General features: G+C 35.8%; 24 protein-coding genes. 18 read left to right on the top strand and 6 right to left on the bottom strand.

From position 1 onward, the window contains the following. The first annotated feature begins 3 nt into the window (after positions 1 to 3). Complete coding sequence (pyrE, locus tag ABVM53_RS09420; RefSeq protein ID WP_405325482.1) at positions 4 to 651, top strand: orotate phosphoribosyltransferase; 648 nt, start codon at positions 4 to 6, stop codon at positions 649 to 651. Between the two features lie 37 nt (positions 652 to 688). Then, a complete protein-coding gene (locus tag ABVM53_RS09415) occupies positions 689 to 1,081 on the top strand; it encodes an SRPBCC family protein (protein WP_128756527.1) in 393 nt (130 codons plus the stop codon). Here ABVM53_RS09415 and ABVM53_RS09410 read toward each other — a convergent pair. Continuing rightward, positions 1,078 to 1,806, bottom strand: coding sequence for a biotin--[acetyl-CoA-carboxylase] ligase (locus tag ABVM53_RS09410; protein ID WP_371455024.1), 729 nt, complete (start codon positions 1,804 to 1,806; stop codon positions 1,078 to 1,080). The genes ABVM53_RS09415 and ABVM53_RS09410 overlap by 4 nt on opposite strands. 85 nt (positions 1,807 to 1,891) lie before the next feature. On the opposite strand from ABVM53_RS09410, the gene rsfS reads away from it, so the two are divergent. From rsfS to ABVM53_RS09380, 6 genes are all read left to right on the top strand, one after another. Further along, entirely contained in the window at positions 1,892 to 2,263 is a 372-nt protein-coding gene (gene rsfS, locus ABVM53_RS09405; RefSeq protein ID WP_128756525.1) for a ribosome silencing factor, read from the top strand. A gap of 9 nt (positions 2,264 to 2,272) precedes the next feature. Beyond that, positions 2,273 to 4,258, top strand: a complete 1,986-nt coding sequence (gene ftsH, locus ABVM53_RS09400) for an ATP-dependent zinc metalloprotease FtsH (protein ID WP_371455025.1) — start codon at positions 2,273 to 2,275, stop codon at positions 4,256 to 4,258. A gap of 104 nt (positions 4,259 to 4,362) precedes the next feature. Further along, complete coding sequence (locus tag ABVM53_RS09395; protein ID WP_405325476.1) at positions 4,363 to 4,977, top strand: LUD domain-containing protein; 615 nt, start codon at positions 4,363 to 4,365, stop codon at positions 4,975 to 4,977. A gap of 1 nt (position 4,978) precedes the next feature. Beyond that, positions 4,979 to 5,782 (top strand): phosphatidate cytidylyltransferase, encoded by an 804-nt coding sequence (locus tag ABVM53_RS09390; protein WP_128756522.1) that lies wholly within the window; start codon positions 4,979 to 4,981, stop codon positions 5,780 to 5,782. Beyond that, on the top strand, positions 5,772 to 6,425 hold the full coding sequence (locus ABVM53_RS09385; RefSeq protein WP_405325473.1) for a phosphatidylserine decarboxylase family protein: 654 nt from the start codon (positions 5,772 to 5,774) through the stop codon (positions 6,423 to 6,425). The genes ABVM53_RS09390 and ABVM53_RS09385 overlap by 11 nt, the downstream gene beginning before the upstream one ends. A 6-nt stretch (positions 6,426 to 6,431) precedes the next feature. Further along, a complete protein-coding gene (locus ABVM53_RS09380; protein ID WP_241652342.1) occupies positions 6,432 to 6,704 on the top strand; it encodes an acyl-CoA-binding protein in 273 nt (90 codons plus the stop codon). A gap of 26 nt (positions 6,705 to 6,730) precedes the next feature. On the opposite strand, the gene ABVM53_RS09375 is transcribed toward ABVM53_RS09380, so the two are convergent. Further along, positions 6,731 to 9,364, bottom strand: coding sequence for a valine--tRNA ligase (locus ABVM53_RS09375; RefSeq protein ID WP_405325470.1), 2,634 nt, complete (start codon positions 9,362 to 9,364; stop codon positions 6,731 to 6,733). 208 nt (positions 9,365 to 9,572) lie between these two features. Here ABVM53_RS09375 and ABVM53_RS09370 point away from each other — a divergent pair, with 208 nt between their 5' ends. Further along, entirely contained in the window at positions 9,573 to 9,971 is a 399-nt protein-coding gene (locus tag ABVM53_RS09370; protein ID WP_405325466.1) for a DUF1573 domain-containing protein, read from the top strand. A gap of 52 nt (positions 9,972 to 10,023) precedes the next feature. Here ABVM53_RS09370 and ABVM53_RS09365 read toward each other — a convergent pair whose 3' ends face one another. Beyond that, positions 10,024 to 11,367, bottom strand: coding sequence for a PDZ domain-containing protein (locus ABVM53_RS09365; RefSeq protein ID WP_405325463.1), 1,344 nt, complete (start codon positions 11,365 to 11,367; stop codon positions 10,024 to 10,026). Between the two features lie 119 nt (positions 11,368 to 11,486). Here ABVM53_RS09365 and ABVM53_RS09360 point away from each other — a divergent pair, with 119 nt between their 5' ends. Both ABVM53_RS09360 and murB read left to right on the top strand, forming a co-directional pair. After that, a complete protein-coding gene (locus ABVM53_RS09360; RefSeq protein WP_128756516.1) occupies positions 11,487 to 12,677 on the top strand; it encodes a pyridoxal phosphate-dependent aminotransferase in 1,191 nt (396 codons plus the stop codon). After that, positions 12,677 to 13,690, top strand: coding sequence for a UDP-N-acetylmuramate dehydrogenase (gene murB / locus ABVM53_RS09355; RefSeq protein ID WP_405325460.1), 1,014 nt, complete (start codon positions 12,677 to 12,679; stop codon positions 13,688 to 13,690). The genes ABVM53_RS09360 and murB overlap by 1 nt, the downstream gene beginning before the upstream one ends. A gap of 50 nt (positions 13,691 to 13,740) precedes the next feature. Here murB and ABVM53_RS09350 read toward each other — a convergent pair whose 3' ends face one another. Next, on the bottom strand, positions 13,741 to 14,385 hold the full coding sequence (locus ABVM53_RS09350) for a fasciclin domain-containing protein (protein WP_405325457.1): 645 nt from the start codon (positions 14,383 to 14,385) through the stop codon (positions 13,741 to 13,743). A gap of 185 nt (positions 14,386 to 14,570) precedes the next feature. Here ABVM53_RS09350 and ABVM53_RS09345 point away from each other — a divergent pair, with 185 nt between their 5' ends. The 4 genes from ABVM53_RS09345 to ABVM53_RS09330 are packed head-to-tail and all read left to right on the top strand — an operon-like array spanning position 14,571 to position 17,659. Further along, positions 14,571 to 14,771, top strand: a complete 201-nt coding sequence (locus ABVM53_RS09345; protein ID WP_128756514.1) for a membrane or secreted protein — start codon at positions 14,571 to 14,573, stop codon at positions 14,769 to 14,771. A 9-nt stretch (positions 14,772 to 14,780) separates the two neighbouring features. Next, positions 14,781 to 15,893 (top strand): glycosyltransferase, encoded by a 1,113-nt coding sequence (locus ABVM53_RS09340; protein ID WP_405325454.1) that lies wholly within the window; start codon positions 14,781 to 14,783, stop codon positions 15,891 to 15,893. Next, a complete protein-coding gene (locus ABVM53_RS09335) occupies positions 15,884 to 16,441 on the top strand; it encodes an RNA polymerase sigma factor (RefSeq protein ID WP_405325451.1) in 558 nt (185 codons plus the stop codon). Before ABVM53_RS09340 ends, ABVM53_RS09335 begins: the two co-directional genes overlap by 10 nt. Before the next feature lie 6 nt (positions 16,442 to 16,447). Then, the gene (locus ABVM53_RS09330; protein WP_405325448.1) at positions 16,448 to 17,659 is read left to right on the top strand and encodes an NRAMP family divalent metal transporter; all 1,212 of its coding nucleotides are present in this window, start codon (positions 16,448 to 16,450) and stop codon (positions 17,657 to 17,659) included. Here the strand turns inward: ABVM53_RS09330 and ABVM53_RS09325 are convergent. Continuing rightward, positions 17,649 to 18,122 carry an Lrp/AsnC family transcriptional regulator gene (locus ABVM53_RS09325; RefSeq protein WP_405325445.1) on the bottom strand — a complete coding sequence of 158 codons (474 nt, stop codon included), beginning with the start codon at positions 18,120 to 18,122 and terminating at the stop codon, positions 17,649 to 17,651. The two genes, ABVM53_RS09330 and ABVM53_RS09325, sit on opposite strands and share 11 nt — an antisense overlap. A gap of 114 nt (positions 18,123 to 18,236) precedes the next feature. On the opposite strand from ABVM53_RS09325, the gene ABVM53_RS09320 reads away from it, so the two are divergent. Further along, complete coding sequence (locus ABVM53_RS09320) at positions 18,237 to 18,620, top strand: hypothetical protein (RefSeq protein ID WP_405325443.1); 384 nt, start codon at positions 18,237 to 18,239, stop codon at positions 18,618 to 18,620. A gap of 121 nt (positions 18,621 to 18,741) precedes the next feature. After that, entirely contained in the window at positions 18,742 to 19,263 is a 522-nt protein-coding gene (locus ABVM53_RS09315; protein WP_405325440.1) for a hypothetical protein, read from the top strand. Between the two features lie 125 nt (positions 19,264 to 19,388). Here ABVM53_RS09315 and ABVM53_RS09310 read toward each other — a convergent pair whose 3' ends face one another. Continuing rightward, the gene (locus tag ABVM53_RS09310) at positions 19,389 to 22,805 is read right to left on the bottom strand and encodes a methylmalonyl-CoA mutase family protein (RefSeq protein ID WP_405325437.1); all 3,417 of its coding nucleotides are present in this window, start codon (positions 22,803 to 22,805) and stop codon (positions 19,389 to 19,391) included. Between the two features lie 130 nt (positions 22,806 to 22,935). On the opposite strand from ABVM53_RS09310, the gene purU reads away from it, so the two are divergent. After that, positions 22,936 to 23,790 carry a formyltetrahydrofolate deformylase gene (gene purU / locus ABVM53_RS09305; RefSeq protein ID WP_405325434.1) on the top strand — a complete coding sequence of 285 codons (855 nt, stop codon included), beginning with the start codon at positions 22,936 to 22,938 and terminating at the stop codon, positions 23,788 to 23,790. The last annotated feature ends 59 nt before the right edge of the window (positions 23,791 to 23,849 follow it).

Below are 23,849 nucleotides of genomic sequence, written 5' to 3'. Positions count from 1 at the left end.
ACCATGATTTTAAAAAAGGAAACAGCTAAAAAAACAGCTGAGTTGTTATTGCAAATTAATGCAATTAAATTACAACCACAAAATCCCTTCACATGGGCTAGCGGTTGGAAATCTCCAATTTATTGTGACAATCGTATCACGCTCTCCTACCCACAAATACGCAATTATTTACGGGAAAATATTGCTCAGCAAATAGAGCATTTATATGGCAAGCCAGATGTAATTGCCGGCGTTGCAACCGGAGCAATAGGTATAGGTATGCTTGTCGCAGATTATCTTAATGTGCCATTTGTTTACGTACGTCCTGAAGCAAAGAAACACGGGAGACAAAATAAAATCGAAGGCAAACTCGATTCTGGACAATCTGTCGTAGTTGTTGAAGATTTAATAAGTACCGGCAAAAGCAGTCTTATGGCAGTAGATGCCTTAAAGGAAGCTGGGGCAAATGTTAAAGGTATGCTTGCGATCTTCACTTATGGTTTTGACATCGCACTTGAAAATTTTAAAGCGTACAACCTGGACCTTCACACATTAAGCGATTACGAGCATCTCCTAGAGCAGGCTTTAGATACCCGCTATATTTCAGAAAAAGAAAAACATACTTTGCAATCATGGCGTCTTTCTCCAGACACGTGGAATGCAGATTTATAATTAAACCTAAACTCATTTTACAGTTCAAAACAAACCTATGTTTATAGAAAGTCCAAAAAAAACAATTAACAAGAGCCCTGAAGTTATTTATACGTTTTTAAAAGACGTTAATAATTACAAACAGCTAATGCCAGACAGCATTAGTAAGTTTGAAATCTTAAGCGAAAAGCGCTTCTTGTTTGCATTAAAAGGAATGCCCGATATTGTTTTAGAATTAAAAAATAGCGTCCCGTATAACAAAGTGGTTTTAGGGGCTGCAAGTGAAAAATTACCATTTACACTTACTGCAAATATTAAACAACTTACAAGTGATAGCAGCGAAGCTCATTTTGAATTTGAAGGCGAATTCAATGCGATGATGTCAATGATGATAAAAGCACCTATCACAAAATTTATACAGACACTTTCAGAAAATCTACAGAATATCTAGTAGAGCATCTTAACTTCTTTTAAGTCAAATTCTTTGTAAAGCTCATCTTCTAACTGAAGGATGAGCTTTCCTGTTTTTGAAACTTCTTTGATGATAGCCGTAAACGTACTTCCATCTGGGAGTTTAAAAGTTGACGCTTTATCTTTTCTAAACAACTTTGATTCATAATCCTTCTTCAAGGCAATAAGTTGTCCTTGAGCAATTAATTCTACGTAATGATAAAATTTAGAAATGAGAATATTTAAAATCTCCTCAAGCTCATGATGTTTTCCGGTTTCTAATGCTATCGAGGTAGCTCGTGGCGCTCTTACAAATAATCGTTGATTCACGTTTAAGCCCACTCCTATAATTACAGCATACAGACCATTACGTATCACGCTTTCTATAAGTACTCCACAAATCTTAGATCTACCTGCCAATATGTCGTTAGGCCATTTTACCGAAAGTTGTTCTATTCCTAACTGCTTTAGCGCGTCATAAACTGCTAATGAAGTAGCCATTGTAATGTAAAATTGACGGTCAATACGCAACTCCCCAACCCGCTTGAACAAGCTAAAAGTGAGGTTTTTATCTTTTTCAGATTCCCAAAAAGCACCACGTTGACCCCTTCCGGCAAGTTGCTCGGCAGCCCATACAATTGTATCCTCTACTACGTCGAGCTTTTTTGCATATGCTCTTAAGTAGGTATTAGTAGAAGTTGTGGCATTAAGTTTGACTATTTGCATAGAGTAATATGAATAGCTTAAAAGTTCTTACAAAAAACCTTATGAAACAAAATTGTAATAACTTTGTCAGACTAAAAAAGAATTAATGGCGAAAAAAGAAGTAAGTACAGATCTACTAATAACGACAATTCTAGAAGGTATTGAAGAGGTAAAAGGTCAAAATATTGATATATTGGATCTTAGGGAGATAGAAAACATGGTTTGCGACTACTTTATTATTTGTAATGGTACGTCAAATACTCAGGTAAATGCCATTGTAAATTCAATTCAAAAAACCGTAAGCAAAAAAATTAAGGATAAACCTTGGCACGTAGAAGGATTGCAAAATTCTGAATGGGTGCTAATGGATTATGTAAATGTTGTTGTTCACGTATTTCAAAAGCACGTGAGAGAATACTATGACATTGAGAGTCTTTGGGGAGATGCCAAAGTAACATCAATCGAAACAAATTATTAAATCACATAGATGGCAGACAAATCAAAAAAGCCGGCACCTAATAAACCAAAATTTAGCGCCTGGTGGATATATACCGCAATAATTCTTGTATTTCTAGCATTAAATTATTTTAGCAGTAGTTCAGATTATGGAAATCCTAAAGAAATTCTTGAGAATCAGGTTTTAACTTTTGCAAAAGATGGTGATGTTGAGCGTATAGATATTAGTAAATCGAAACAAATCGCTTACATCTATCTTACTGCAGAAGCTGAAAAGAAAGAGGTTCACGCAAAACCTGCAGATAATGGTATGTCTATTTTAAGCTCAGATTCTGGTGCTGATTATGAATATCGTTATGCGACTCTTGAAGATCTTACTGAACAATTAGCTAAAATTGAAGAAAATCAAGGAATCTATATTTCTCGTAAAGTACTTCCTCCAGATAATAATTTATTTGGTGATATTTTACTCACCTTATTGCCTATAGCAGTTATTATAGGTATTTGGATATTTATAATGAGAAGAATGTCTTCTGGCGGTGCAGGTGGTGCAGGCGGACAAATATTTAATATCGGAAAGTCTAAGGCTAAGCTTTTTGACGAGAAAACCGATGTAAAAACTACCTTCAAAGATGTTGCTGGTTTAGAAGGTGCAAAAGAAGAGGTTCAGGAAATCGTTGATTTCTTAAAAAACCCGAGTAAGTATACAAACCTGGGTGGTAAAATACCTAAAGGAGCATTACTCGTAGGTCCTCCGGGAACGGGTAAAACCTTATTAGCTAAAGCTGTTGCCGGTGAAGCAAAAGTTCCATTTTTCTCATTATCAGGTTCAGATTTTGTAGAAATGTTTGTTGGAGTTGGTGCTTCTCGTGTGCGTGATCTTTTCAAGCAAGCCAAAGAAAAATCTCCTGCAATTATATTTATTGATGAAATTGATGCGATAGGTAGAGCGCGAGGTAAAGCTAATTTTAGCGGTTCTAATGATGAGCGTGAAAATACCTTAAACCAACTTCTTACAGAGATGGACGGTTTTGGCACAAATACAAATGTTATTGTACTTGCAGCTACTAACCGAGCAGATGTACTAGATACAGCACTTATGCGTGCAGGTAGATTTGACCGTCAAATTTATGTTGACTTGCCAGATGTACGGGAACGTAAAGAAATTTTTGAAGTTCATTTAAGACCTTTAAAGAAAGTTGCTGATGAACTTGATACTGAGTTTATGGCAAAACAAACTCCAGGTTTCTCTGGAGCAGATATTGCTAACGTTTGTAACGAAGCAGCATTAATTGCTGCACGACAAGGCAAAACAGCGGTAGGACGTCAAGATTTCTTAGATGCGGTAGATCGTATAGTAGGTGGTCTTGAAAAGAAAAATAAGATTATTACGCCAGACGAGAAAAAAGCAATTGCATTTCACGAAGCTGGTCACGCTACAGTGAGCTGGATGCTTGAGCACGCCGCTCCTTTGGTGAAAGTGACTATAGTACCTCGAGGTCGTTCATTAGGAGCTGCCTGGTACTTACCTGAAGAACGTCTAATCGTACGTCCAGAGCAAATGCTCGATGAGATGTGTGCTGCTATGGGTGGTCGTGCTGCTGAGAAGGTAACATTTGATAAAATATCTACCGGAGCTTTAAGCGATCTTGAAAAAGTGACGAAGCAAGCCCGTATGATGGTTACCACTTATGGTCTTAATGATGCAATAGGTAACTTAACCTATTACGATTCTTCAGGACAGAATGAGTACAACTTTAGCAAGCCTTATAGTGAGAAAACTGCTGAGTTAATTGATAAAGAAATTTCTAAAATTATTGAGGAGCAATATCAGAGAGCGATCACAATTCTTGAAGAAAATAAAGATAAATTAAATGAACTAGCCGAAGTATTGCTTGATAAAGAAGTAATATTTAAAGATAATCTTGAGAAGATTTTCGGTAAGCGTCCATTTGAAAAACCTGAAGGTGTTGAGCAGCAAATGCAAGAAAACACACTTCCGGTTAGCGAGAATTAAAACACTTCTGGTGTACAAATTTTAAATCTTAACTTAACGCTTTGTTGAGTTAAGATTTTTTATATTTGATAAACACCTAATAACATAAGCATACACACTCATTTATGAGTATTTTAAAGAAACTCTTTAAACCCAAAAATTCAGAAGAATCTGATAAGCCAGGCACTACAAAAGCTGAGCGCGGGAAATATATGCCAGATATTAGCGCTCCTGCAGATGAGCGTTTTACAAAACACTTCATCCTTAATGGCGGTAAATTTTTATACTGCGTAAACATGGAGGAAATACATGAAAGTTTTGACAATATACTCCTTGAGAATGACTGGTATGAGCAAGACGTTTATTGTTTAGATGATAAGCTCGAAAACCTCTTTGGCAACTACAATTTGATGTACGGAACAGAATCTGAGTCAAAATTTATGTTGTCGACCTGCGAAAATCTAATCGCTGACGATGGTAGTTTACTCATTTCTTCAAATCAAATTAAAGAAAAGAAACTAAAAGAACTCCCTCAGAACTTTGTCATTTTTGCTACTACAAGTCAAATTGTAAATAGCATTGGCGAAGGCTTACGCGGAATAAAGAAAAAAAACACAGGCTACATCCCTACTAATATAACAACCATAAAAAACTTTGAACCTAAAGAAGGACCCAAAGATTTTATGTCTTATGGAAGCAGTGCAAAAAACCTTTATTTATTGCTTCTAGAAGATTTATAGTATGCGCGAACTTACTGTACGAGCACTTTCCGGACTGTTGTATGTCATAATTTTATTGTTTTCCATTCTCTATTCTGAGAAATGGTACATACTTCTGTTTTTATTATTTGGTATTATAACACTTCGAGAATTCCTAAGACTTATAGGTTTTCAGTTTTGGTACACCTACGCGATTTTAATTTCCTTCATACTTTTCTTCAGTTATTTTAAAGTTTCCAAAATTGCTACTTTAATTCTATTAGGTTTTACGGTAGTTACTGGACTTTATCTAATGAAAAATCTCTTCAGTGAGAAAATTAGAAAGTATGGTAAACTTCAAAAATTACACATTACGGTATTTTATATTATCGCGAGTTTTGTATTTCTGACCCTTTTACCCTCTCACGGTGATGAGTTTTCACCATATACAGTCGCCGGACTTTTTATTCTTATATGGACAAATGATACATTTGCTTATATCGTAGGTAAAAGTTTTGGCAGGCATAAGCTTTTCCCCAGTATCTCTCCTAAGAAGACTATCGAGGGCTTTTTTGGCGGTTTAGTTTTCGCTTGTATTGCCAGTTATTTTATTCATAAATTTACCGGCAGTCTTAATTTTAATATATGGCTGTCTCTGGCAGTTGTAATGAGTACTTTGGGAACTTTTGGAGATCTCATAGAGTCTAAGTTGAAACGCGAAGCCGGAGTTAAAGATAGCGGTACATTGATGCCGGGTCATGGCGGACTTTACGACCGTCTAGACAGTATTTTATTTGCAAGTCCGTTTATATATCTGGTTCTAATTGTTTTTGAATATGTTTCATAAAGAAGGTTATACGATAATAACAGTTACATTAATAATTGTAGCTATTGGTTTTATAAGTACGCAAACCTGGGTATCTCCAGTTTGGCTTCAGTATGTGTGCTACGCTACACTGGTAGTATTTTTACTTCTCATTTTGCAGTTTTTTAGAAATCCGAGTAGAATAGCAGATATAAATACCCAAGATGTAGTCTCTCCTGTAGACGGGAAAGTAGTAGTAATTGAAGAAGTATTTGAAAAAGAATATTTTAAAGAAAAAAGACTTCAGGTTTCGGTCTTCATGTCACCTATAAATGTTCACGTAACCCGTTATCCTGTAACTGGGAAAGTAGTATATAGCAAATACCACCCAGGAAAATATCTTGTGGCTTGGCATCCTAAAGCTTCTGAAGAGAATGAGCGCACTACTGTCGTAGTACGTTCTATTGGTTTTGGAGATGTTCTTTATAGACAAATAGCCGGTGCACTTGCTAAACGCATTGTAAACTATGCAAAAGAAGGTGATGAAGCTGTTAAGGGTGACGATAGCGGTTTTATAAAGTTTGGTTCTCGTGTAGATATTTATCTTCCTTTAGGCACACCTCTGGCTGTAAAATTAAACCAGAAGGTTAAAGGATCACAGAGTATTATAGCAACTCTTAAGTAGATCGTTTTGAGTAAAGAAAAATTGGATGAAGACTTCCAGAATGCTGCTGAAAGAGCCAGTAACACAAAGACTGTTTTACCTCCAGATATTCAGTTGTTACTCTACGCCTATTACAAAAAAGGCAATCATAAAAGCAAACTTATTCCTGTAGAGAATCTAAAGGAAAATGATTTAAGAAGTGCATTTAAGTACAATGCTCTTATTCAAATTAAAGGACTTACTGCTACAGAAGCAAAAAAGGAATACATTAAGCTGGTCGCTCAATATATTCCTGATTAAATTTTATTACTCCGTTAAAGAATAATCTATTTCAAAGCTGCTAGTCTCTTTTCTAACGCATCAATTTTAGACTGTGCGTCTGCTTGTTTTTGACGTTCTATTGCTACCACTTGTTCGGGCGCTCCACTTACAAAGCGTTCATTAGATAACTTTTTAGTTACCGAATTCATAAACCCTCGGGTATAGTTTAATTCTTCCTCAATTTTCGCAAGTTCTGCTTCAATATCTATCGCCCCGGTTAAAGGAATAAAATATTCATTTGCTTTAACTCTAAAAGACAATGCACCATCTTTACTAGCTGTAGTAGTCTCAATAGTAGATAGATTACATAACTTTTTAATTATTCCATTAAAACGGTCTGTAAAACTTTCAGTATTCATCACGTAAAGCTCAAGCTCTTCTTTAAATGAAATATTTTTCTCTTTACGTATAGCACGAATTCCCGTTATTATTTGAGTCGCCAGATCAAAATCATTTAGTAGTTCTTTATCTCCAGCCTCAACTTCTGGCCAATTGTTTATTATCAATGCTTCATCTGGAGTACGCTCTGTGATATTTTGCCAGATTTCTTCCGAAGCAAAAGGAATAAACGGATGCAAAATACGCAGATTGTTTTCTAGAGCATTAATCACCATATCATAAGTTTTCTTATCAATCGGCTTACCATATTCAGGTTTTACAATCTCAAGCAACCAACTACAGAAATCATCCCAGACCAATTTATACGTAGCCATCAACGCGTCGCTTATACGGTATTTGCTAAAGTGATCTTCAATCTCAACACCAGCATCTTTAAAACGTTCTGCATACCAATTCAACCCCTTTAAACTAGCTTCAGGTTGCGCTATCATAGCATCAACTTCCCAACCTTTTATAAGTCTAAAAGCATTCCATATTTTATTTATAAAGCCTTTACCTTGCTGACATAAATCTTCATCAAAAAGTAAATCGTTACCCGCAGAAGCACTTAACAATAAACCTACACGTACACCATCTGCACCATACTTATCGATAAGCATCATAGCGTCTGGTGAATTACCTAATGATTTAGACATTTTACGGCGTTCTGCGTCGCGCACTAGACCGGTTAGGTACACATTAGTAAACGGTTTTTTTCCCGTATACTCATACCCCGCCATTATCATACGTGCTACCCAGAAGAATAAAATATCTGGCCCTGTAACTAGATCATTTGTCGGGTAATAATAGTTGAAGTCTTCATTGTCAGGATTCGCAATACCATCAAAAACACTCATGGGCCACAACCAAGATGAAAACCAAGTATCAAGCGCATCTTCATCTTGCTTTAAATCTGCAAGCGTTAGATTGTCATTTCCTGTTTTTGCTCTTGCCGAAACTAAAGCCTCTTCCATATTTCTAGCAACTACAAAGTCTTCTTTACCATTGCCAAAGTAGAAAGCTGGTATTTGTTGACCCCACCATAACTGGCGCGAAATATTCCAGTCTCTAATATTTTCCATCCAGTGACGGTACGTATTGTCAAATTTCTTCGGAAAGAGGTTCACTTCTTCAGTTTCGAGTACTGCTTTAATTGCAGGCTCAGCCAAGTCTTTCATCTTCAAAAACCATTGATCTGAAAGCTTAGGTTCGATAACTGCTTTTGTACGTTCTGATGTACCTACTTTATTAATATGGCTTTCCATTTTAATTAAAGCACCAAGATCTTTAAGCTCTTTTACAATCTCTTCCCGAACCACAAAGCGATTTTTTCCTTCGTAATGCATTCCGAAAGAATTTAAAGATGCATCATCGTGAAAAATATCAATAACATCCAGATTATGCTTATCTCCCAGCATTTTATCATTTTCATCATGAGCAGGAGTGACTTTTAAACAACCTGTACCAAACTCCAGATCTACGTATTCATCTTCAATAATAGGTATTACTCTATTAGCTATAGGCACTATAGCTTTCTTACCGCGCAAGTGAGCAAAGCGCTCATCGTTAGGGTTAATGCAAATTGCGGTATCACCAAAAATGGTTTCTGGTCGTGTTGTTGCAATAGTCAGAACCTCATCACTGCCTTCTAACTTATAGTTTAAATAGTATAAATGCCCTTGACGCTCTTCATGAATAACTTCTTCATCAGACAAGGTTGTTTTTGCTTCAGGATCCCAGTTAACCATGCGATGACCTCGGTAAATAAGTCCTTTGTTATATAGATCAATAAAGCTTTCAATAACACTAGCAGACATTGTGTCATCCATTGTGAAACGTGTGCGCTCCCAATCGCATGATGCTCCTAACTTTTTTAATTGCTCAAGGATTGTCCCTCCATATTTATCGGTCCATTCCCAGGCGTGTTTTAAAAACTCTTCTCTGGTAAGATCGCTCTTATTAATACCTTCGGCTTTAAGTTTAGCAACAACTTTAGCTTCTGTAGCTATAGACGCGTGGTCTGTACCCGGCACCCAGCATGCATTAAAACCTTTTAGACGAGCTCGTCTTATAAGAACATCCTGAATGGTATTATTTAACATGTGTCCCATATGCAGAATACCTGTCACATTAGGAGGCGGGATTACAATTGTATAGGGTTCTTTTTCATTAGGCTCTGAGTGAAAATAATTATGTTTTAACCAGTAGTCGTACCACTTTTGTTCAACATCTTTCGAGCTATATTTTGAAGCTAATGCCATTCTTGGTCTAGTTTTTGACTTAAGTAGCAAAAGTACTTATTATAGTAAGTATTTTAAAAGAACCGAGGAATTAAATAAAACTGATATTAGGCGATTGCAATTACCTCTAGATAACCTTATTCTAGAGGTAAGCTTCTTAAAAAAAAGCTACTTTTTTGCATAAACTCTTTAATAGGTTTATTTTTATACTTCATTAACACTTAGAATTATGAGAAAATTAGTTTTAATACTTGCTGTAGGACTTATGACAATAGGCTTGCAAGCTCAAGAAGAAGCTAAAGAGAAGAAAGCTGAGATTGCTTTTGAATCAGATGTTATTGATTATGGTGATGTTGCCCATGGCGCAGACGGCACACGTGAATTTAAATTTACGAATACCGGTAATGCTCCTCTGGTAATATCTAAAGCATACTCAACATGTGGTTGTACTATACCAAGTCCTCCAACAGATCCTATTGCTCCTGGAGAAAGCAATGTCATTAAAGTAAAATACGATACAAATCGTGCTCCGGGCCCAATACGTAAAACAATAACTGTGTATACAAATGCATCTGCAGAGCCTTATACTTTAAAAATAAAAGGGAATCTTTTACCTGCGGTAAATTAATTCAGAAAATATATAAGTATAAAAGCGGTCTTAGCGACCGCTTTTTTTTTGCTCAATCTTGAAGTATCTTCTTTAAGGCGAATTTATAATCATACGCAATACCTCCTCTTAGAATTTCTAATTTTAAAACCTCTCCTTCATCACGATAAAAATAACGTGTGATATCCTGTAATTTTAAGTTCCGTACTTTCTTACCATTTATTTTTATCAATTTATCCCCTACTCTTAACCCTGCTTTTGATCCTGGCGATTCTTCGCGAATTGCCGCTACTTCATAATTAGGTGATAACTTAAATTGTTTAAACTCTACTGTATTTGTAGCTAGAAATACACTTTCATAACCTCCAGATTGTTGATCACCACTAAATTCTTCAATTATTTTACGGTCATATTCTGCTATAATATCAGAACCATTATGCTGAATAACTAAGCCACTGCGATCATACTTAAAAGGCTCATCAAAAAACCTATTCTTTTTTAAAAGCATCTTTTTTGAGGTATAATCAATCACAACTGTAAATCGCTTTAAAACTTCAGAGCCTAAGCTACCATTTCGGAAATGGAGTCTATTTATATAGTTAATCGAGTTCGAATCGGGGTAGGCTACATTTACTTTTTCTAAAGAGATATCTCCAAGATCAAGTCGGTCAAGTTTAGACCGTACACCAGTAACTTCTCCATTAAAACCTAAACCAAGATTATCTTTAAAAGAATTATCTGGTATTGTTATGCCCTTATGACTTTCTTCAAATAACCAGAGCGCATCACCGCTACCGGTATCTACGAGCAACTTTGCTAAAAACGAATTTTTACCAATTTGCATTTGTAATAATGCATAAGGTTTGCTACTATGAAACTCTAAAGGTATGGTAACGCAAGACCGGCAATTGCGTCTTTTATAGTTCGCTTTATTATAAAGATTAATATACTCTCGGGCATAATTTATTTCTACGATAAAATCTTTAAATAATGCGTAACCAATTATCCCGTTAACAGGAAAACCTAGTCTAGAAGAAAAGTTACGCTCGTTGTCTGATAAATTAACAATGGTCTGGTTAATAGCAGAAGAGGCGCCTATATTTATAATATTGTGGGTAGATTTAATTGCTTCAGCATCCTCGCCCGCTCCTGCTCCGGTTAAAACCACTTTTGTTTCATTGTTAAGCTTTAAATTTGAATTCGCATTAAACAGAATGGTTGAGCGTACACCCGTATCTAATAACATAGAAAGTTCAACGCCATTTATGTGCACAGGAATAACGATCAGGTTATTTACAATCTTTACTTTTATTTTTTCTTTAGATACATTCTTAGGCAAAAGAAATCTTCCCTGCGCAAAAGCACAGTTTAATGACAATAAAGCAGTAAATAAATATATTAATTGAGCATATCTCATAAAACACAAGCAATTACTCTCAATTTAATACTTTTACACCATATTTTATAAACAATTCACTTAAATTTTTTTCTCATTAATAATTTGCAAATTTACAGATCTAAAAACAAAGGATTTTTATGCCGAAGATTTCACACAAAGGGCAGTCAATGCCTGAATCACCTATACGTAAACTTGTGCCATTTGCAGAAGCTGCAGAAGCTAGAGGGATTTCTATACACCAATTAAATATTGGACAACCTGATATTAAAACTCCTCAGGCCGCTCTTAACGCTGTTAAAGATGCAGACATTGAGGTGCTATCTTATAGTCACTCTGCAGGTTTTTTAAGTTACCGAGAAAAGTTAGCCGCTTATTATGGAAAACAGGGAATAGACATAACTGCTTCAGATATTATTATATCTACAGGTGGGTCTGAAGCTTTAATGTTTGCTATGGGAAGCGTTACAGATCCGGGTGATGAAGTAATAATACCAGAACCTTTTTATGCAAATTACAATGGTTTTGCTACAGCTTCTGGAGTAACTGTAAAACCCGTGATCTCTTCATTTGAAAGCGGATTTGCATTACCTCCCATTTCAGAATTTGAAAAACAAATAACAGCTAAAACTAAAGCTATTGTTATTTGCAACCCAGGTAATCCCACCGGTTATTTATACAGCCAAGAAGAATTAGATCAACTATCAGAATTAGTAAAAAAGCACGATCTCTTTTTAATTGCAGATGAAGTATATCGAGAATTTGCTTATGATGGTCTTCAACATCGTTCCGTATTAAATCAACGTAGCATCGATGAGCATACCATTATGATAGACTCTGTATCTAAGCGTTTTTCTATGTGTGGAGCACGTATAGGATGCATTGTAAGTCGTAATAAGAATTTGATGGCAACTGCAATGAAATTTGCTCAGGCACGATTAAGCCCTCCTACACTAGCACAAATAGCTAGTGAAGCTGCCTTAGATACTCCTCAGTCCTATTTTGACGAAGTAATTTCTGAATATGTAGATCGCAGAAATACACTTGTTGAAGGTCTGGAAGCTATTCCTGGTGTACGTGTTGCTAAGCCTAAAGGAGCGTTCTACTGTATAGTAGAATTACCTGTTAAAAATGCTGATGACTTTGCGCGTTGGCTTCTGGAATCTTTTGAGCATAATAAAAAGACCATAATGGTCGCACCTGCTGCAGGATTTTATTCTACGGAAGGAGAAGGAATTAATCAAGTAAGAATAGCTTACGTATTAAAAAAAGAGGATCTCATCGAAGCTGTATCCTTATTAAAAGAAGCTTTACAACAGTATAAGGATTAATGAATATTGCGCACGACGTTTCTCTAAAAAAATACAACACTTTTGGCATTGATGCTAAAGCCAGTTCTTTTGTATCAGTAAGTACACTAGACGAACTAAAAGAAGCCCTGAGTACAACTACCAAACGTAAATTTGTATTAGGAGGTGGCAGTAATATGCTTATAAAGAATGACATTGAGGCGCTCGTAATTCATATTAATCTTAAGGGTATTGAGGTTGTAAAAGAAGATAATAATTCTATTTGGCTCGAAGTAGCTGCTGGTGAAAACTGGCACAGTTTTGTTATGCACTGCGTAAATAATAATTATGGCGGTGTAGAAAACTTAGCGCTAATTCCTGGTAACACCGGCACCTCCCCTGTTCAAAATATAGGAGCTTATGGCGTTGAGCTTAAAGATGTTTTTGATTCGTGTTCTGCAATTAACCGTAACTCATTAGAATCCAAAATATTTACGCATTCAGATTGTAAATTCGGTTATCGAGAATCTATTTTCAAAAATGACGCTAAGGACCTATATGTTATCACATCGGTTACTTTTAAACTCAGTAAAAAAGATCATAATCTCAATACCGGTTATGGGGCTATACAAGAAGTACTTAAGCAAAAGGAAATAAAAAACCCTACGATCAAAGAAATAGCAGAAGCGGTAATACATATTAGATCATCAAAATTACCAGATCCTAAACTATTAGGAAATAGCGGAAGTTTTTTCAAAAATCCAGTAATTCGTAAAGAGCTTTATGATTCACTGCAAAGCAAGTATGCTGGCATGCCTGTATACCCTATATCAAATGAAGAAGTAAAAGTTCCTGCAGGATGGCTGATAGAGCAGGCCGGTTTTAAAGGATATCGCATTGAAGATGCGGGCGTGCACGATAAGCAAGCCTTAGTTTTGGTAAATTATGGGAATGCTACCGGAGATAATTTGTGGGATTTAGCACTTCAAATCAAAGATGAAGTTTATAAAAAATTCAAAATCAATATTGAGCCGGAAGTGAATATTGTAAAATAAAAAAAGCCGCTTAACTCAAGTTAAGCGGCTTTTTCATAGATGCGAAATTATTATTTCGACATTAATACTTTATTGACTTGGTGGATGATTCCATTAGAAGCATCAATATTTCCTAAAACAATCTGAGCTTTTTTACCCTTACCATCTCTTATTACGATCTGATCTCCATCTCTCATAATAGTAAGTTTATCTCCTTTTACAGTTGTTAACTCAGCTTTTCCTTTACCTGCGTCAATTGCTTTTCCAAGATCTTCAGACCTCATTTTACCTGCAATTACGTGGTATTGTAAAACACCTACTAACATTTCTTTGTTTTCAGGTTTTGTAAGATCGTCTAGCATTCCTTTTTTTAATTCAGAAAATGCGTGATCTGTAGGTGCAAATACGGTGTAATCTCCTTCAGCTAATAACATATCTGAAAGACCTGCTGCGTTAAGTGCAATAACTAAGGTATCAAGATCACGAGAAGCCATTGCTTTTCCAGCAATACTATTAGTTCTTGCTTCTTCTTTCATTTTCTCTTCGTTTGCTTGAGCTTCTTTCATCTCAGCTTCCTTAGCATCACTTTCTGCTTTAGCAGTAGCCTCTTGCTCCTCTAATTGTATTTGCTCCTTTTTCTTATTGTCTTCGCAAGAGCTAAAAGCAACTACAAAGCCCATAAGTAACACGAATACAAAAGGTTTATTAAATTTCATAAATTAATTTTTAATGGTTTGTGAAGATCAAATGTATTAATAATTAACATTCAATATATCAAGCATCTACTAATCTTAAGTTAAATAAATAGGCTTCTTGTTAGTGAATTTAACTAATTAGGATTTCGCGAAATACTTTGGGTCTCTCTTATCTAGGTCGTATCTTTGCAGCATAATTTTAAGCTATGAAATTACTTCTTATAACTCTTGTACTTTTAGGATTAGCCTTCGCAGGGATTGCAATTAAAATCTGGGCAAAGAAAGATGGTAAATTTGCAGGAACATGTGCGAGTCAGAATCCTTTTTTAAATAAAGAGGGTGAAGCTTGTGGTATGTGTGGTAAAATGCCCGAAGAAATGGGAGATTGCGCACCAAAGGCTTCATAACACGCAATTTTGCTATCTATTCTATTTGAAGAGCTGTTTATAACAATTTTCAGTGGTGTAGTTATATTAAATTGTTCTTATTACTTATACTTTTCAAAATTTGCATTTAGTATTACGCCTCGCTTTCAGAATTTTGAAAGACACGATGGGGTGTCTATAATTATTTGTGCTAAAAATGAATCTCAACGTTTAGAAAATCTCATTCAGCTTATTAGTCTTCAAAATCTTAATCTGTTTGAGATTATAGTTGTAAACGATAATTCTAATGATAATTCGTTAGAAATTCTTCAACAGCTTGCAATTGAGAATTCTCGTTTAAAAGTCATAAATCTAAATGCTGAAACCGGCAAAAAAGCAGGAATTACGCAAGCAATTAATGCATCCTTATATTCAAAACTACTCTTAACCGATGCAGATTGTATTCCAATAAGTACAGACTGGGCAGCTTTAATGACACAAACTCTCACAGATGAGAAACACATTTTGCTGGGGTATAGTGGTTATAAAAAATATGGTCAATCGCTACTGAATAAAATAATACGCTACGAGACTCTGCTAACTGCTACGCAATACATGGGTTATGCCGTTCACAATAATGCGTATATGGGTGTAGGTCGAAATTTAGCCTACACAAAAGAAATTTTTAAATCCTCAAATGGATTTGACAACCACGCTCACATACGAGCAGGAGATGATGATTTATTTGTAAATGAAAATGCAACTCCAACCAATATTTCTATTTGCGTAGATCCTGAATCTTTCACCTATTCTGAACCTAAAAAAAAATGGAAAGATTGGTTTATTCAAAAACGCAGGCATACAGATGTTGCGAAAATGTACAGACCAAAACATCAAATACAATTAGCGCTCTTTTACATCACGCAATTTTTATTTTTTGCTTTGATTCCTTTTGTTCTATTTAATCAGCAATTTTTGACTCCGGTAGTCGTTTTAATTCTAATACGTACCGTTATTTTCTGGATAATTTTATCTAAGGCTGCCGCTAAATTTAGAGAAGCAGATCTTATTAAATATTTACCGTTCTTAGAGCCATTTCTAATAATTCTCCAAATGCTTATCTTTATTTCAAATATTATGGTAAAACCCCGACGTTGGAACTAGACCAGAACATTATAGATCTAAAAATTAGTGAAGCAAAACAAGGTAGCCAGAGTGCCTATAATTATTTGCTCAACTCGCACTGGAATCTGGTTTACTCTTTTCAGCTAAAAAGAACACAAGATGATTTTAAAGCTGAAGAAATTACCATACAAACCTTCTCAAAGGCATTCAATCAGTTAAGCACCTACGACAATACATATAAGTTTAGCACGTGGTTAGTTACCATATCTAAAAATCTTCACATAGATCTTCTACGTAAGGAAACCCGAGCCGAAAAGCGACTTCATAAAGAATTTAAACTCAATAGTGTCGTAGATAAAAATCCCACTGCTGAAGACTCTTTGATTACCGAACAAAATCTATCTGAATTATTAGCCCATATTAAAAAATTAAAACCTCATTATCAAGAAGTAATAAATTTACGCTACTTTCAAGAGATGAGTTATAAAGAAATGGCTAACAGTCTCGACGAACCACTAAGCAATGTCAAAGTCAAGTTATTGAGAGCGCGCCGCTTACTTTCTGACTTGATTGAAAAAACGCCATAAATCTCTATGAAAACTTTGCTTAAGCAATTAGGTCCCGGTCTATTATTTGCCGGGGCTGCAATAGGTGTTTCTCACCTTGTACAGTCTACACGATCTGGAGCCGATTATGGTTTTGGCCTAGTATGGGTTCTAGTTTTAATTCATATTATTAAATACCCATTTTTTCAGTATGGTCCAAGGTATGCCGCCGCTACGGGCACAAGTCTGCTAGAAGGATATTTTAATCTAAACAAAGCTGTACTAATTGCCTACTTTATTATAAATCTGCTCACAATGTTTACCATACAAACGGCGGTGACAGTAGTGACCGCGGGGATTGCAAGTTATGTTTTTCCTGTAGATTGGAGTCTTACCACGTGGAGTGTTGTTATAACTATACTTTGCACCACCTTACTTCTACTAGGCAAATACAATTTTCTGGACAATCTGATGAAGTTTATTGTAATAACACTTACAATAAGTACATTAATAGCCGTTGGTATCGCAGGGTATGAACCTCATCAAGCAATAGATTTTATTCAGGTATTGCCTACAGATGCTGCCGGAGTTGCCTTTCTTATTGCATTTATGGGCTGGATGCCGGCTCCATTAGACATCTCAATCTGGCATTCGTTATGGTCATTAGAAAAAGCTAAAGAAGGAAAGCTTACTAGAAAATCTGCAATCTTTGACTTTAACATCGGTTTTCTGGGAACAATAATTGTCGGTACGTGTTTTATTGCATTAGGAGCTTTGGTTATGCATAACACAGGAGTCCAGTTTAGCGCAAGCAGTAGTTCGTTTGCAAAGCAACTTATAGATCTTTATACAAGCAGTCTTGGCAACTGGGCGTTTTATATCATAGGCATTGCCGCATTTACGACTATGTTTAGCACCACCCTTACCACACTCGATGCATCACCACGAGTTATGTCAAAAACTGTAGAATTAATTTGGGGTAGAACAATTAAAGGAAGCTATAATATATGGTTAGTGATTCTAATATTAGGTACTGGATGCATTCTATTTTTACTCACTAGTGAAATGGGAACACTCATTGAAATAGCTACCATACTTTCATTTTTAACCGCTCCCTTTTTTGCAATAGCCAATTACTGCGTAATGAATGGTAAAAACGTACCTCTGGAAGATAGGCCAAGTAAATTTTTAAATGCATTTAGCATATTAAGTATTATACTACTTATTGCCTTTAGCATTTGGTATCTAACTACACTTTAAGTTTTTTAGATATTCGGTCTTCTCGTCTTGTGCGTATGGGTGCGTTTTCAATTACTGTTGAAAGAACAATGTGCGTTTTGGTTTCTCCATACGTAATAAGTTTATCAATGAATTCTTCAAGATGAAATTGATCAAACAACACTACTTCTAACAAGATGTTTTCATTTCCTGTAATGCGATAGCAATTTAAGACTTCACTAAACTCGTGTACTTTTTCTAAAAAGGGTTTTAACCTACCCATAAATGCACGCAATGTGATTATAGCTTTTAATTGATGTCCAGATTCAAAATGAGAAATTTCTGCTTTGTAACCTATTAATATCCCCGCATCTTCCATTTTACGTATGCGCTCTGCTACAGCAGGCGAAGTTATTCCTACAGCTCTACCCAAAGCACTATTACTTATACGCGCATTTTTCTGTAGTGTTTGAAGAATTTTCCAGTTAGTTGAATCGATATGCATATTTAAACAAATAGGAGTTATTTTCTTTAATATTTAAAGTAAATATAATTTAAAACTTTAAAATCTATATATATTAATCTGTGAATACTGCTAAATTTGAATCACAATTAAGCTATGTCATCAGTACCTAGAAATACACGTTTATATAATCAAGCAATTGAAATACTGCGACTTTCGCGCTCAATTTCTAATTATTTGGTTTACGATCTCGCTCCCTTAGAATCTAATGGGACAGAAAATCCTTATGTGTATTTTACAGGCGATATCGTACGTCATTCAGACTCGCTGGCTCCAGAAATTATCAAGGCAGAAAGTCAAACTTTTCAAGATGATCGTTTACGACACGCAGCATCTTTAGACCGATTAACTTCTAGTTTATATGCTACTTGCGAGCGCTTGGAACGTGCAGAAAGTAGCGGTAAAGACTTTGTGCGACTTTTACGTTCTGAAGTAAGAAAATTTAGAAAGCTTCAGCACAAGTGGATGATGACACTTTAAACTCTTCCTTTATATTTTCCTTTATAAGCATTTCTCTAAGCACTGATTATTTTGTGCTAAATAATTTATACTTTGTGCTTACTATTCAGAATAACAAATTGATTGACCTAAACATTAGCTTATGTCTTTAGAAGACGATTTTAGTTCACAAAACAGTTATGAAAATTCTGCACTTTATATAAAAGCTACAGAAATTTTAAAACTTTCTAATCGTATAGCCGAGATAGCTGCATCTTATGAAACAGCTGCTACAGATAGCTCAGATCAGGAAATTTTAAGAAGTCAGGCGCTCTACATTAGAGAGGATGCATCGATTATTCCTTCAAAAATTGCAGGTGCTTTTAACTGCGACCTCTATGATATCAAGATGGAAAAAGCTTGTTTGATTCGAAAATCAGCTCAAGATCTTGCTACACATATGACGGGGTTAGAAATGTATGGCTTTAGAGAAACCGAATATTTAGATCTGCTACGTAACGAGATTGAAGCATTTAGGATTCTATTTGCAGAATGGGTAAAGACTTTTGATCCCTTTAATTATATCATCGATCGCTGGGGACTTTTTAATCCACCAGGAGTAAATTATAACGACTTAGAAGATGATGATTCTATAGATCCTGATGATTTTAATTTTGAAGACTAAGCTGTAATTATTAATAATCGTGTCACTTAGAAATACACGGTACTTCTATTAAATACAGAAAAAAAAACACCTCACAGTTTTAAAATCTGTGAGGTGTTTTTTATAACTTGATAATTTGATAAGCTCTACATATTTCTTCTATACTGCCCTCCTACTTCAAAAAGAGCATTTGTAATCTGACCCAGCGAGCAAATTTTTGTAGCTTCCATTAACCGCTCAAACATATTTTCATTCTGAATTGCCGCTTCCTGTACAGTTTTTAAAATAGCCTCTGCATCATTCTCATAAGCTTTATGCAAATTAGTGAGGGTTGCAATCTGAGCTTGTTTTTCTTCTTCAGTAGCCCGTATCACCTCCATAGGCTTTACGGTAGGAGAACCTTTACTGCTTAAAAACGTATTCACACCTATGATAGGGAATTCGCCATTGTGCTTTAAAGTTTCATAATACAAACTTTCCTCTTGTATTTTACTACGCTGGTACATCGTTTCCATAGCACCTAAGACACCACCCCGTTCTGTAATACGATCAAATTCTTGTAAAACGGCCTCTTCAACGAGCTCTGTTAACTCTTCAATTATAAAAGCTCCTTGTATCGGATTCTCATTTTTAGTTAAACCTAACTCTTTATTAATTATAAGCTGAATTGCCATTGCTCTGCGTACACTTTCCTCGGTGGGAGTTGTAATTGCCTCATCATATGCATTTGTGTGTAACGAATTACAGTTATCATAAATCGCATATAAAGCTTGAAGTGTTGTGCGTATATCATTGAAGTCTATTTCCTGCGCATGTAACGATCTTCCCGATGTTTGGATGTGGTACTTCAACATTTGAGCACGCGGGTTCGCTCCGTATTTATATTTTAGAGCTTTTGACCAAATTTTACGGGCCACACGACCTATTACCGCATATTCAGGATCTACGCCATTGCTAAAGAAAAATGAAAGATTGGGACCAAATTTGTTGATGTCCATTCCTCTACTTAGGTAATATTCTACGTACGTAAAGCCATTAGCTAATGTAAATGCCAATTGAGTAATAGGATTTGCACCGGCTTCTGCAATGTGATATCCAGATATTGAAACCGAATAGAAATTACGAATCTCTTTCTCAATAAAATATTCTTGGACATCACCCATTAAGCGCAATGCAAATTCAGTAGAAAAAATACACGTGTTTTGTGCTTGATCTTCTTTAAGTATATCTGCCTGTACTGTTCCGCGTACTTGCTGTATAGTCTCTGCTTTTAATTGTTCATAAACTGTTGCAGGCAGCACCTGATCTCCAGTAACACCTAAAAGCATAAGGCCTAAACCATTATTACCTTCTGGAAGTTCGCCTTGATATTTAGGGCGATCTAATCCGTTTTTCTGGTAGATATCAGCAATTGTCTTTTCAACCTCTTCTTCAAGACCATTTTCCCGAATGTATTTTTCACAACGCTGATCGATGGCAGCATTCATAAAAAAACCAAGCAACATGGGAGCAGGACCATTAATGGTCATACTCACAGAAGTCATAGCGTCTGAAAGATCAAAGCCAGAATATAATTTCTTAGCATCATCAAGACAGCAAATTGAAACTCCTGCATTTCCTATTTTACCATAAATATCTGGTCTATGATCAGGATCATTACCATAAAGTGTTACACTATCAAATGCGGTAGAAAGTCGTTTTGCAGGTAAACCCATACTTACATAATGAAAACGACGATTAGTACGTTCTGGACCTCCCTCACCGGCAAACATACGTGTAGGATCTTCGCCCGTACGTTTAAAGGGATATAAACCTGCCGTATATGGGAATTCTCCAGGCACATTCTCTTGAAGAACCCAAGTAAGAATATCTCCCCAAGCCTGATACTTTGGTAAAGCTATCTTGGGGATATCAGAATGAGATAAAGATTTTGAATGCGTATCTATTTTTATTTCTCTATCACGCACCTTAAAACTATAGACCGGCTGCTTATATTTATTTACTTTATCAGCCCAGCCGGTAATTACTTCCCAGTTATATGGATCTAGATCCATTTTAACTTTATCAAATTCGGCAAGTAATAATTTTGGTAAGTTGTCTTCGTGTTGACTATCATCAACTATTAAACCTGACTTATCTAACTCAGGAGTTTTTCCGGTAACGGTATCTATCGTTTTAAAAATACCATAAAGTCGCTGAGCAACTTCTGCCTGTTCAATAGCGGTTTTATCGTAGGCTCTGTTATTTTCAGCAATTTCAGAAAGATAGCGCGTACGTGCTGGCGGAATGACAAATATCTTCTCAGACATCTCATCGGTAATTTCAAAACTACTTCTAAGTTCAGTTTCTGTTTTAGCTACCAGCTCATCCATAATCGTTTTGTAAAGCTGGTTCATTCCGGGATCATTGAACTGCGAAGCAATCGTACCAAAAACAGGAAGATCATCGTGATCTGTTTCCCACAACTGATGGTTACGTACATATTGTTTCTTAACATCGCGTAATGCATCTAAGGCTCCTCGCTTATCAAATTTATTTATAGCCACTATATCTGCAAAGTCAAGCATATCTATCTTTTCTAGCTGTGTCGCCGCACCAAATTCTGGCGTCATCACATATAAGGAGATAGAACTATGGTCTAAAATTTCGGTATCACTTTGCCCAATACCACTTGTTTCAAGAATTATAAGATCATAAGCTGCGGCCTTTAAAACCTCTACAGCTTCTTGTACATGTTTTGAAAGGGCAAGATTACTTTGTCTGGTAGCTAATGATCGCATATAAACTCGTGGAGAATTTATTGCATTCATACGAATACGGTCACCTAACAGAGCACCACCGGTTTTTCTTTTTGAAGGATCTACTGAAATAATACCAATAGTTTTTTCAGGAAAGTCTATTAAAAAACGACGTACTAATTCATCTACAAGTGATGATTTACCAGAACCACCTGTTCCTGTTATACCTAAAACCGGGGTTTTAGAATCTTTATTTTTATCGTGAATTTTGTCTAGTACAGGTTTTGCTACCTCTGGGTAATTCTCTGCAGCAGAAATTACACGAGCAATTGCAGTATCATTTTGTGCAGCTAAATGATCAAACTCATCACTTAATGCATCACCTAAAGCATAATCAGATTGTTTTACAAGATCGTTAATCATACCCTGTAACCCCATTTCACGACCATCATCTGGAGCATAAATTCGGGTAACCCCGTAATTCATAAGCTCCTCAATTTCTTCTGGCAAAATAACACCGCCGCCGCCGCCAAAAATCTTTATGTGTCCTGCTCCTTTTTCGCAAAGCAAGTCATACATGTACTTGAAATACTCATTATGGCCGCCTTGATAAGAGGTAAGTGCAATTGCATGAGCATCTTCTTGAATTGCTGTATTAACAACCTCTTCAACACTGCGATCATGACCAAGATGAATAACCTCTACTCCAGTAGTTTGTATGATGCGTCGCATAATATTAATAGCTGCATCGTGACCATCAAAAAGTGATGCGGCAGTTACAATACGTACTTTATTGACAGGCTTATATGGTGTTATTTGTTTCATTCGTAATATATGGCTTTTAAACTGGCACTAATTTAAATAAATGGTAACAAAAAGCGTTTTATTTTGTGTTATTTATATTATAATTTGATGCTTATTTTTCTAGATTAGCTCTAAGATAGCTTAATGAATTATGCAGAAAATTACACTTTTAATTAATTGTCCCGATCGTAAAGGTATAGTAACAACAATTACTCACTATATACTTCAATTAAGCGGAAATATTGTTTACCTCGATCAACACGTCGACAGGCAAGAGAGCGTCTTTTTTATGCGTCTCGAGTGCGAATTTGAAAGCTCAGAGTTTTCTATAATTGAATTTGAAAATCAGTTTGCAGCTAAATTTCAGGAAGATTACAAATTGACCTATCAATTATATGATGCGCTATACAAACCCAAACTCGCATTATTTGTGTCTAAGTACGATCATTGTCTTTATGATCTATTGGGCAGATATGCCTCCGGAGAATTACCTGTAGAAATCCCGTTAATCATCAGTAATCACCGAGATCTTGAAATTGTTGCACAACGATTTGATATCCCGTTTAAATATATACCGGTAACCAAAGAGACTAAAAAACAAGCTGAAGCCGAACAAATAAAAAGCATACGAGAACATAACATTGATCTTATTGTTTTAGCCAGATATATGCAGATAATTTCAGATGATTTTGTCGCTAATTTTAAACATCAAATTATCAACATCCACCATTCATTTTTACCTGCTTTCATAGGTGCAAAACCCTATCACGCGGCATTTGAAAGAGGTGTTAAAATAATTGGAGCAACTAGTCATTATGTTACAGCAGATCTGGACGAAGGTCCTATCATCGAACAAGAAATAGTCCGCGTATCTCACGTGCATTCTGTTCAGGATTTTATTCTGAAAGGGAGAGATCTTGAGAAAATTGTTTTAGCCCGTGCAATTAAAGCACACATAGAACATAAGGTCTTAGTATATGGTAATAAAACTGTAATATTCGCCTAAGACTATATTTGTTTACCTAATTCAACGTTACATTACAATGCATTACCGGCTTTCTGAAG

Source organism: Leeuwenhoekiella sp. LLG6367-2.1, from assembly GCF_045055775.1.
Taxonomy (GTDB): Bacteria; Bacteroidota; Bacteroidia; order Flavobacteriales; family Flavobacteriaceae; genus Leeuwenhoekiella; species Leeuwenhoekiella aequorea.
Note: the sequence above shows the minus strand (reverse complement) of the source record. Positions and strands in the feature narration are given on the sequence as shown.

Bases quoted from the DNA above. Each gene is read 5' to 3' on its own strand.
- ABVM53_RS09370 (WP_405325466.1), top strand. From the start codon at position 9,573: ATGAGAAAATTAGTTTTAATACTTGCTGTAGGACTTATGACAATAGGC.
- ABVM53_RS09330 (WP_405325448.1), top strand. From the start codon at position 16,448: ATGAAAACTTTGCTTAAGCAATTAGGTCCCGGTCTATTATTTGCCGGG.
- ftsH (WP_371455025.1), top strand. From the start codon at position 2,273: ATGGCAGACAAATCAAAAAAGCCGGCACCTAATAAACCAAAATTTAGC.
- ABVM53_RS09315 (WP_405325440.1), top strand. From the start codon at position 18,742: ATGTCTTTAGAAGACGATTTTAGTTCACAAAACAGTTATGAAAATTCT.
- ABVM53_RS09360 (WP_128756516.1), top strand. From the start codon at position 11,487: ATGCCGAAGATTTCACACAAAGGGCAGTCAATGCCTGAATCACCTATA.
- rsfS (WP_128756525.1), top strand. From the start codon at position 1,892: ATGGCGAAAAAAGAAGTAAGTACAGATCTACTAATAACGACAATTCTA.
- ABVM53_RS09410 (WP_371455024.1), bottom strand. From the start codon at position 1,806: ATGCAAATAGTCAAACTTAATGCCACAACTTCTACTAATACCTACTTA.
- ABVM53_RS09365 (WP_405325463.1), bottom strand. From the start codon at position 11,367: ATGAGATATGCTCAATTAATATATTTATTTACTGCTTTATTGTCATTA.
- ABVM53_RS09325 (WP_405325445.1), bottom strand. From the start codon at position 18,122: ATGCATATCGATTCAACTAACTGGAAAATTCTTCAAACACTACAGAAA.
- ABVM53_RS09390 (WP_128756522.1), top strand. From the start codon at position 4,979: ATGCGCGAACTTACTGTACGAGCACTTTCCGGACTGTTGTATGTCATA.
- ABVM53_RS09320 (WP_405325443.1), top strand. From the start codon at position 18,237: ATGTCATCAGTACCTAGAAATACACGTTTATATAATCAAGCAATTGAA.
- ABVM53_RS09385 (WP_405325473.1), top strand. From the start codon at position 5,772: ATGTTTCATAAAGAAGGTTATACGATAATAACAGTTACATTAATAATT.
- ABVM53_RS09375 (WP_405325470.1), bottom strand. From the start codon at position 9,364: ATGGCATTAGCTTCAAAATATAGCTCGAAAGATGTTGAACAAAAGTGG.
- ABVM53_RS09395 (WP_405325476.1), top strand. From the start codon at position 4,363: ATGAGTATTTTAAAGAAACTCTTTAAACCCAAAAATTCAGAAGAATCT.
- ABVM53_RS09345 (WP_128756514.1), top strand. From the start codon at position 14,571: ATGAAATTACTTCTTATAACTCTTGTACTTTTAGGATTAGCCTTCGCA.
- ABVM53_RS09415 (WP_128756527.1), top strand. From the start codon at position 689: ATGTTTATAGAAAGTCCAAAAAAAACAATTAACAAGAGCCCTGAAGTT.
- purU (WP_405325434.1), top strand. From the start codon at position 22,936: ATGCAGAAAATTACACTTTTAATTAATTGTCCCGATCGTAAAGGTATA.
- murB (WP_405325460.1), top strand. From the start codon at position 12,677: ATGAATATTGCGCACGACGTTTCTCTAAAAAAATACAACACTTTTGGC.
- ABVM53_RS09350 (WP_405325457.1), bottom strand. From the start codon at position 14,385: ATGAAATTTAATAAACCTTTTGTATTCGTGTTACTTATGGGCTTTGTA.
- pyrE (WP_405325482.1), top strand. From the start codon at position 4: ATGATTTTAAAAAAGGAAACAGCTAAAAAAACAGCTGAGTTGTTATTG.
- ABVM53_RS09310 (WP_405325437.1), bottom strand. From the start codon at position 22,805: ATGAAACAAATAACACCATATAAGCCTGTCAATAAAGTACGTATTGTA.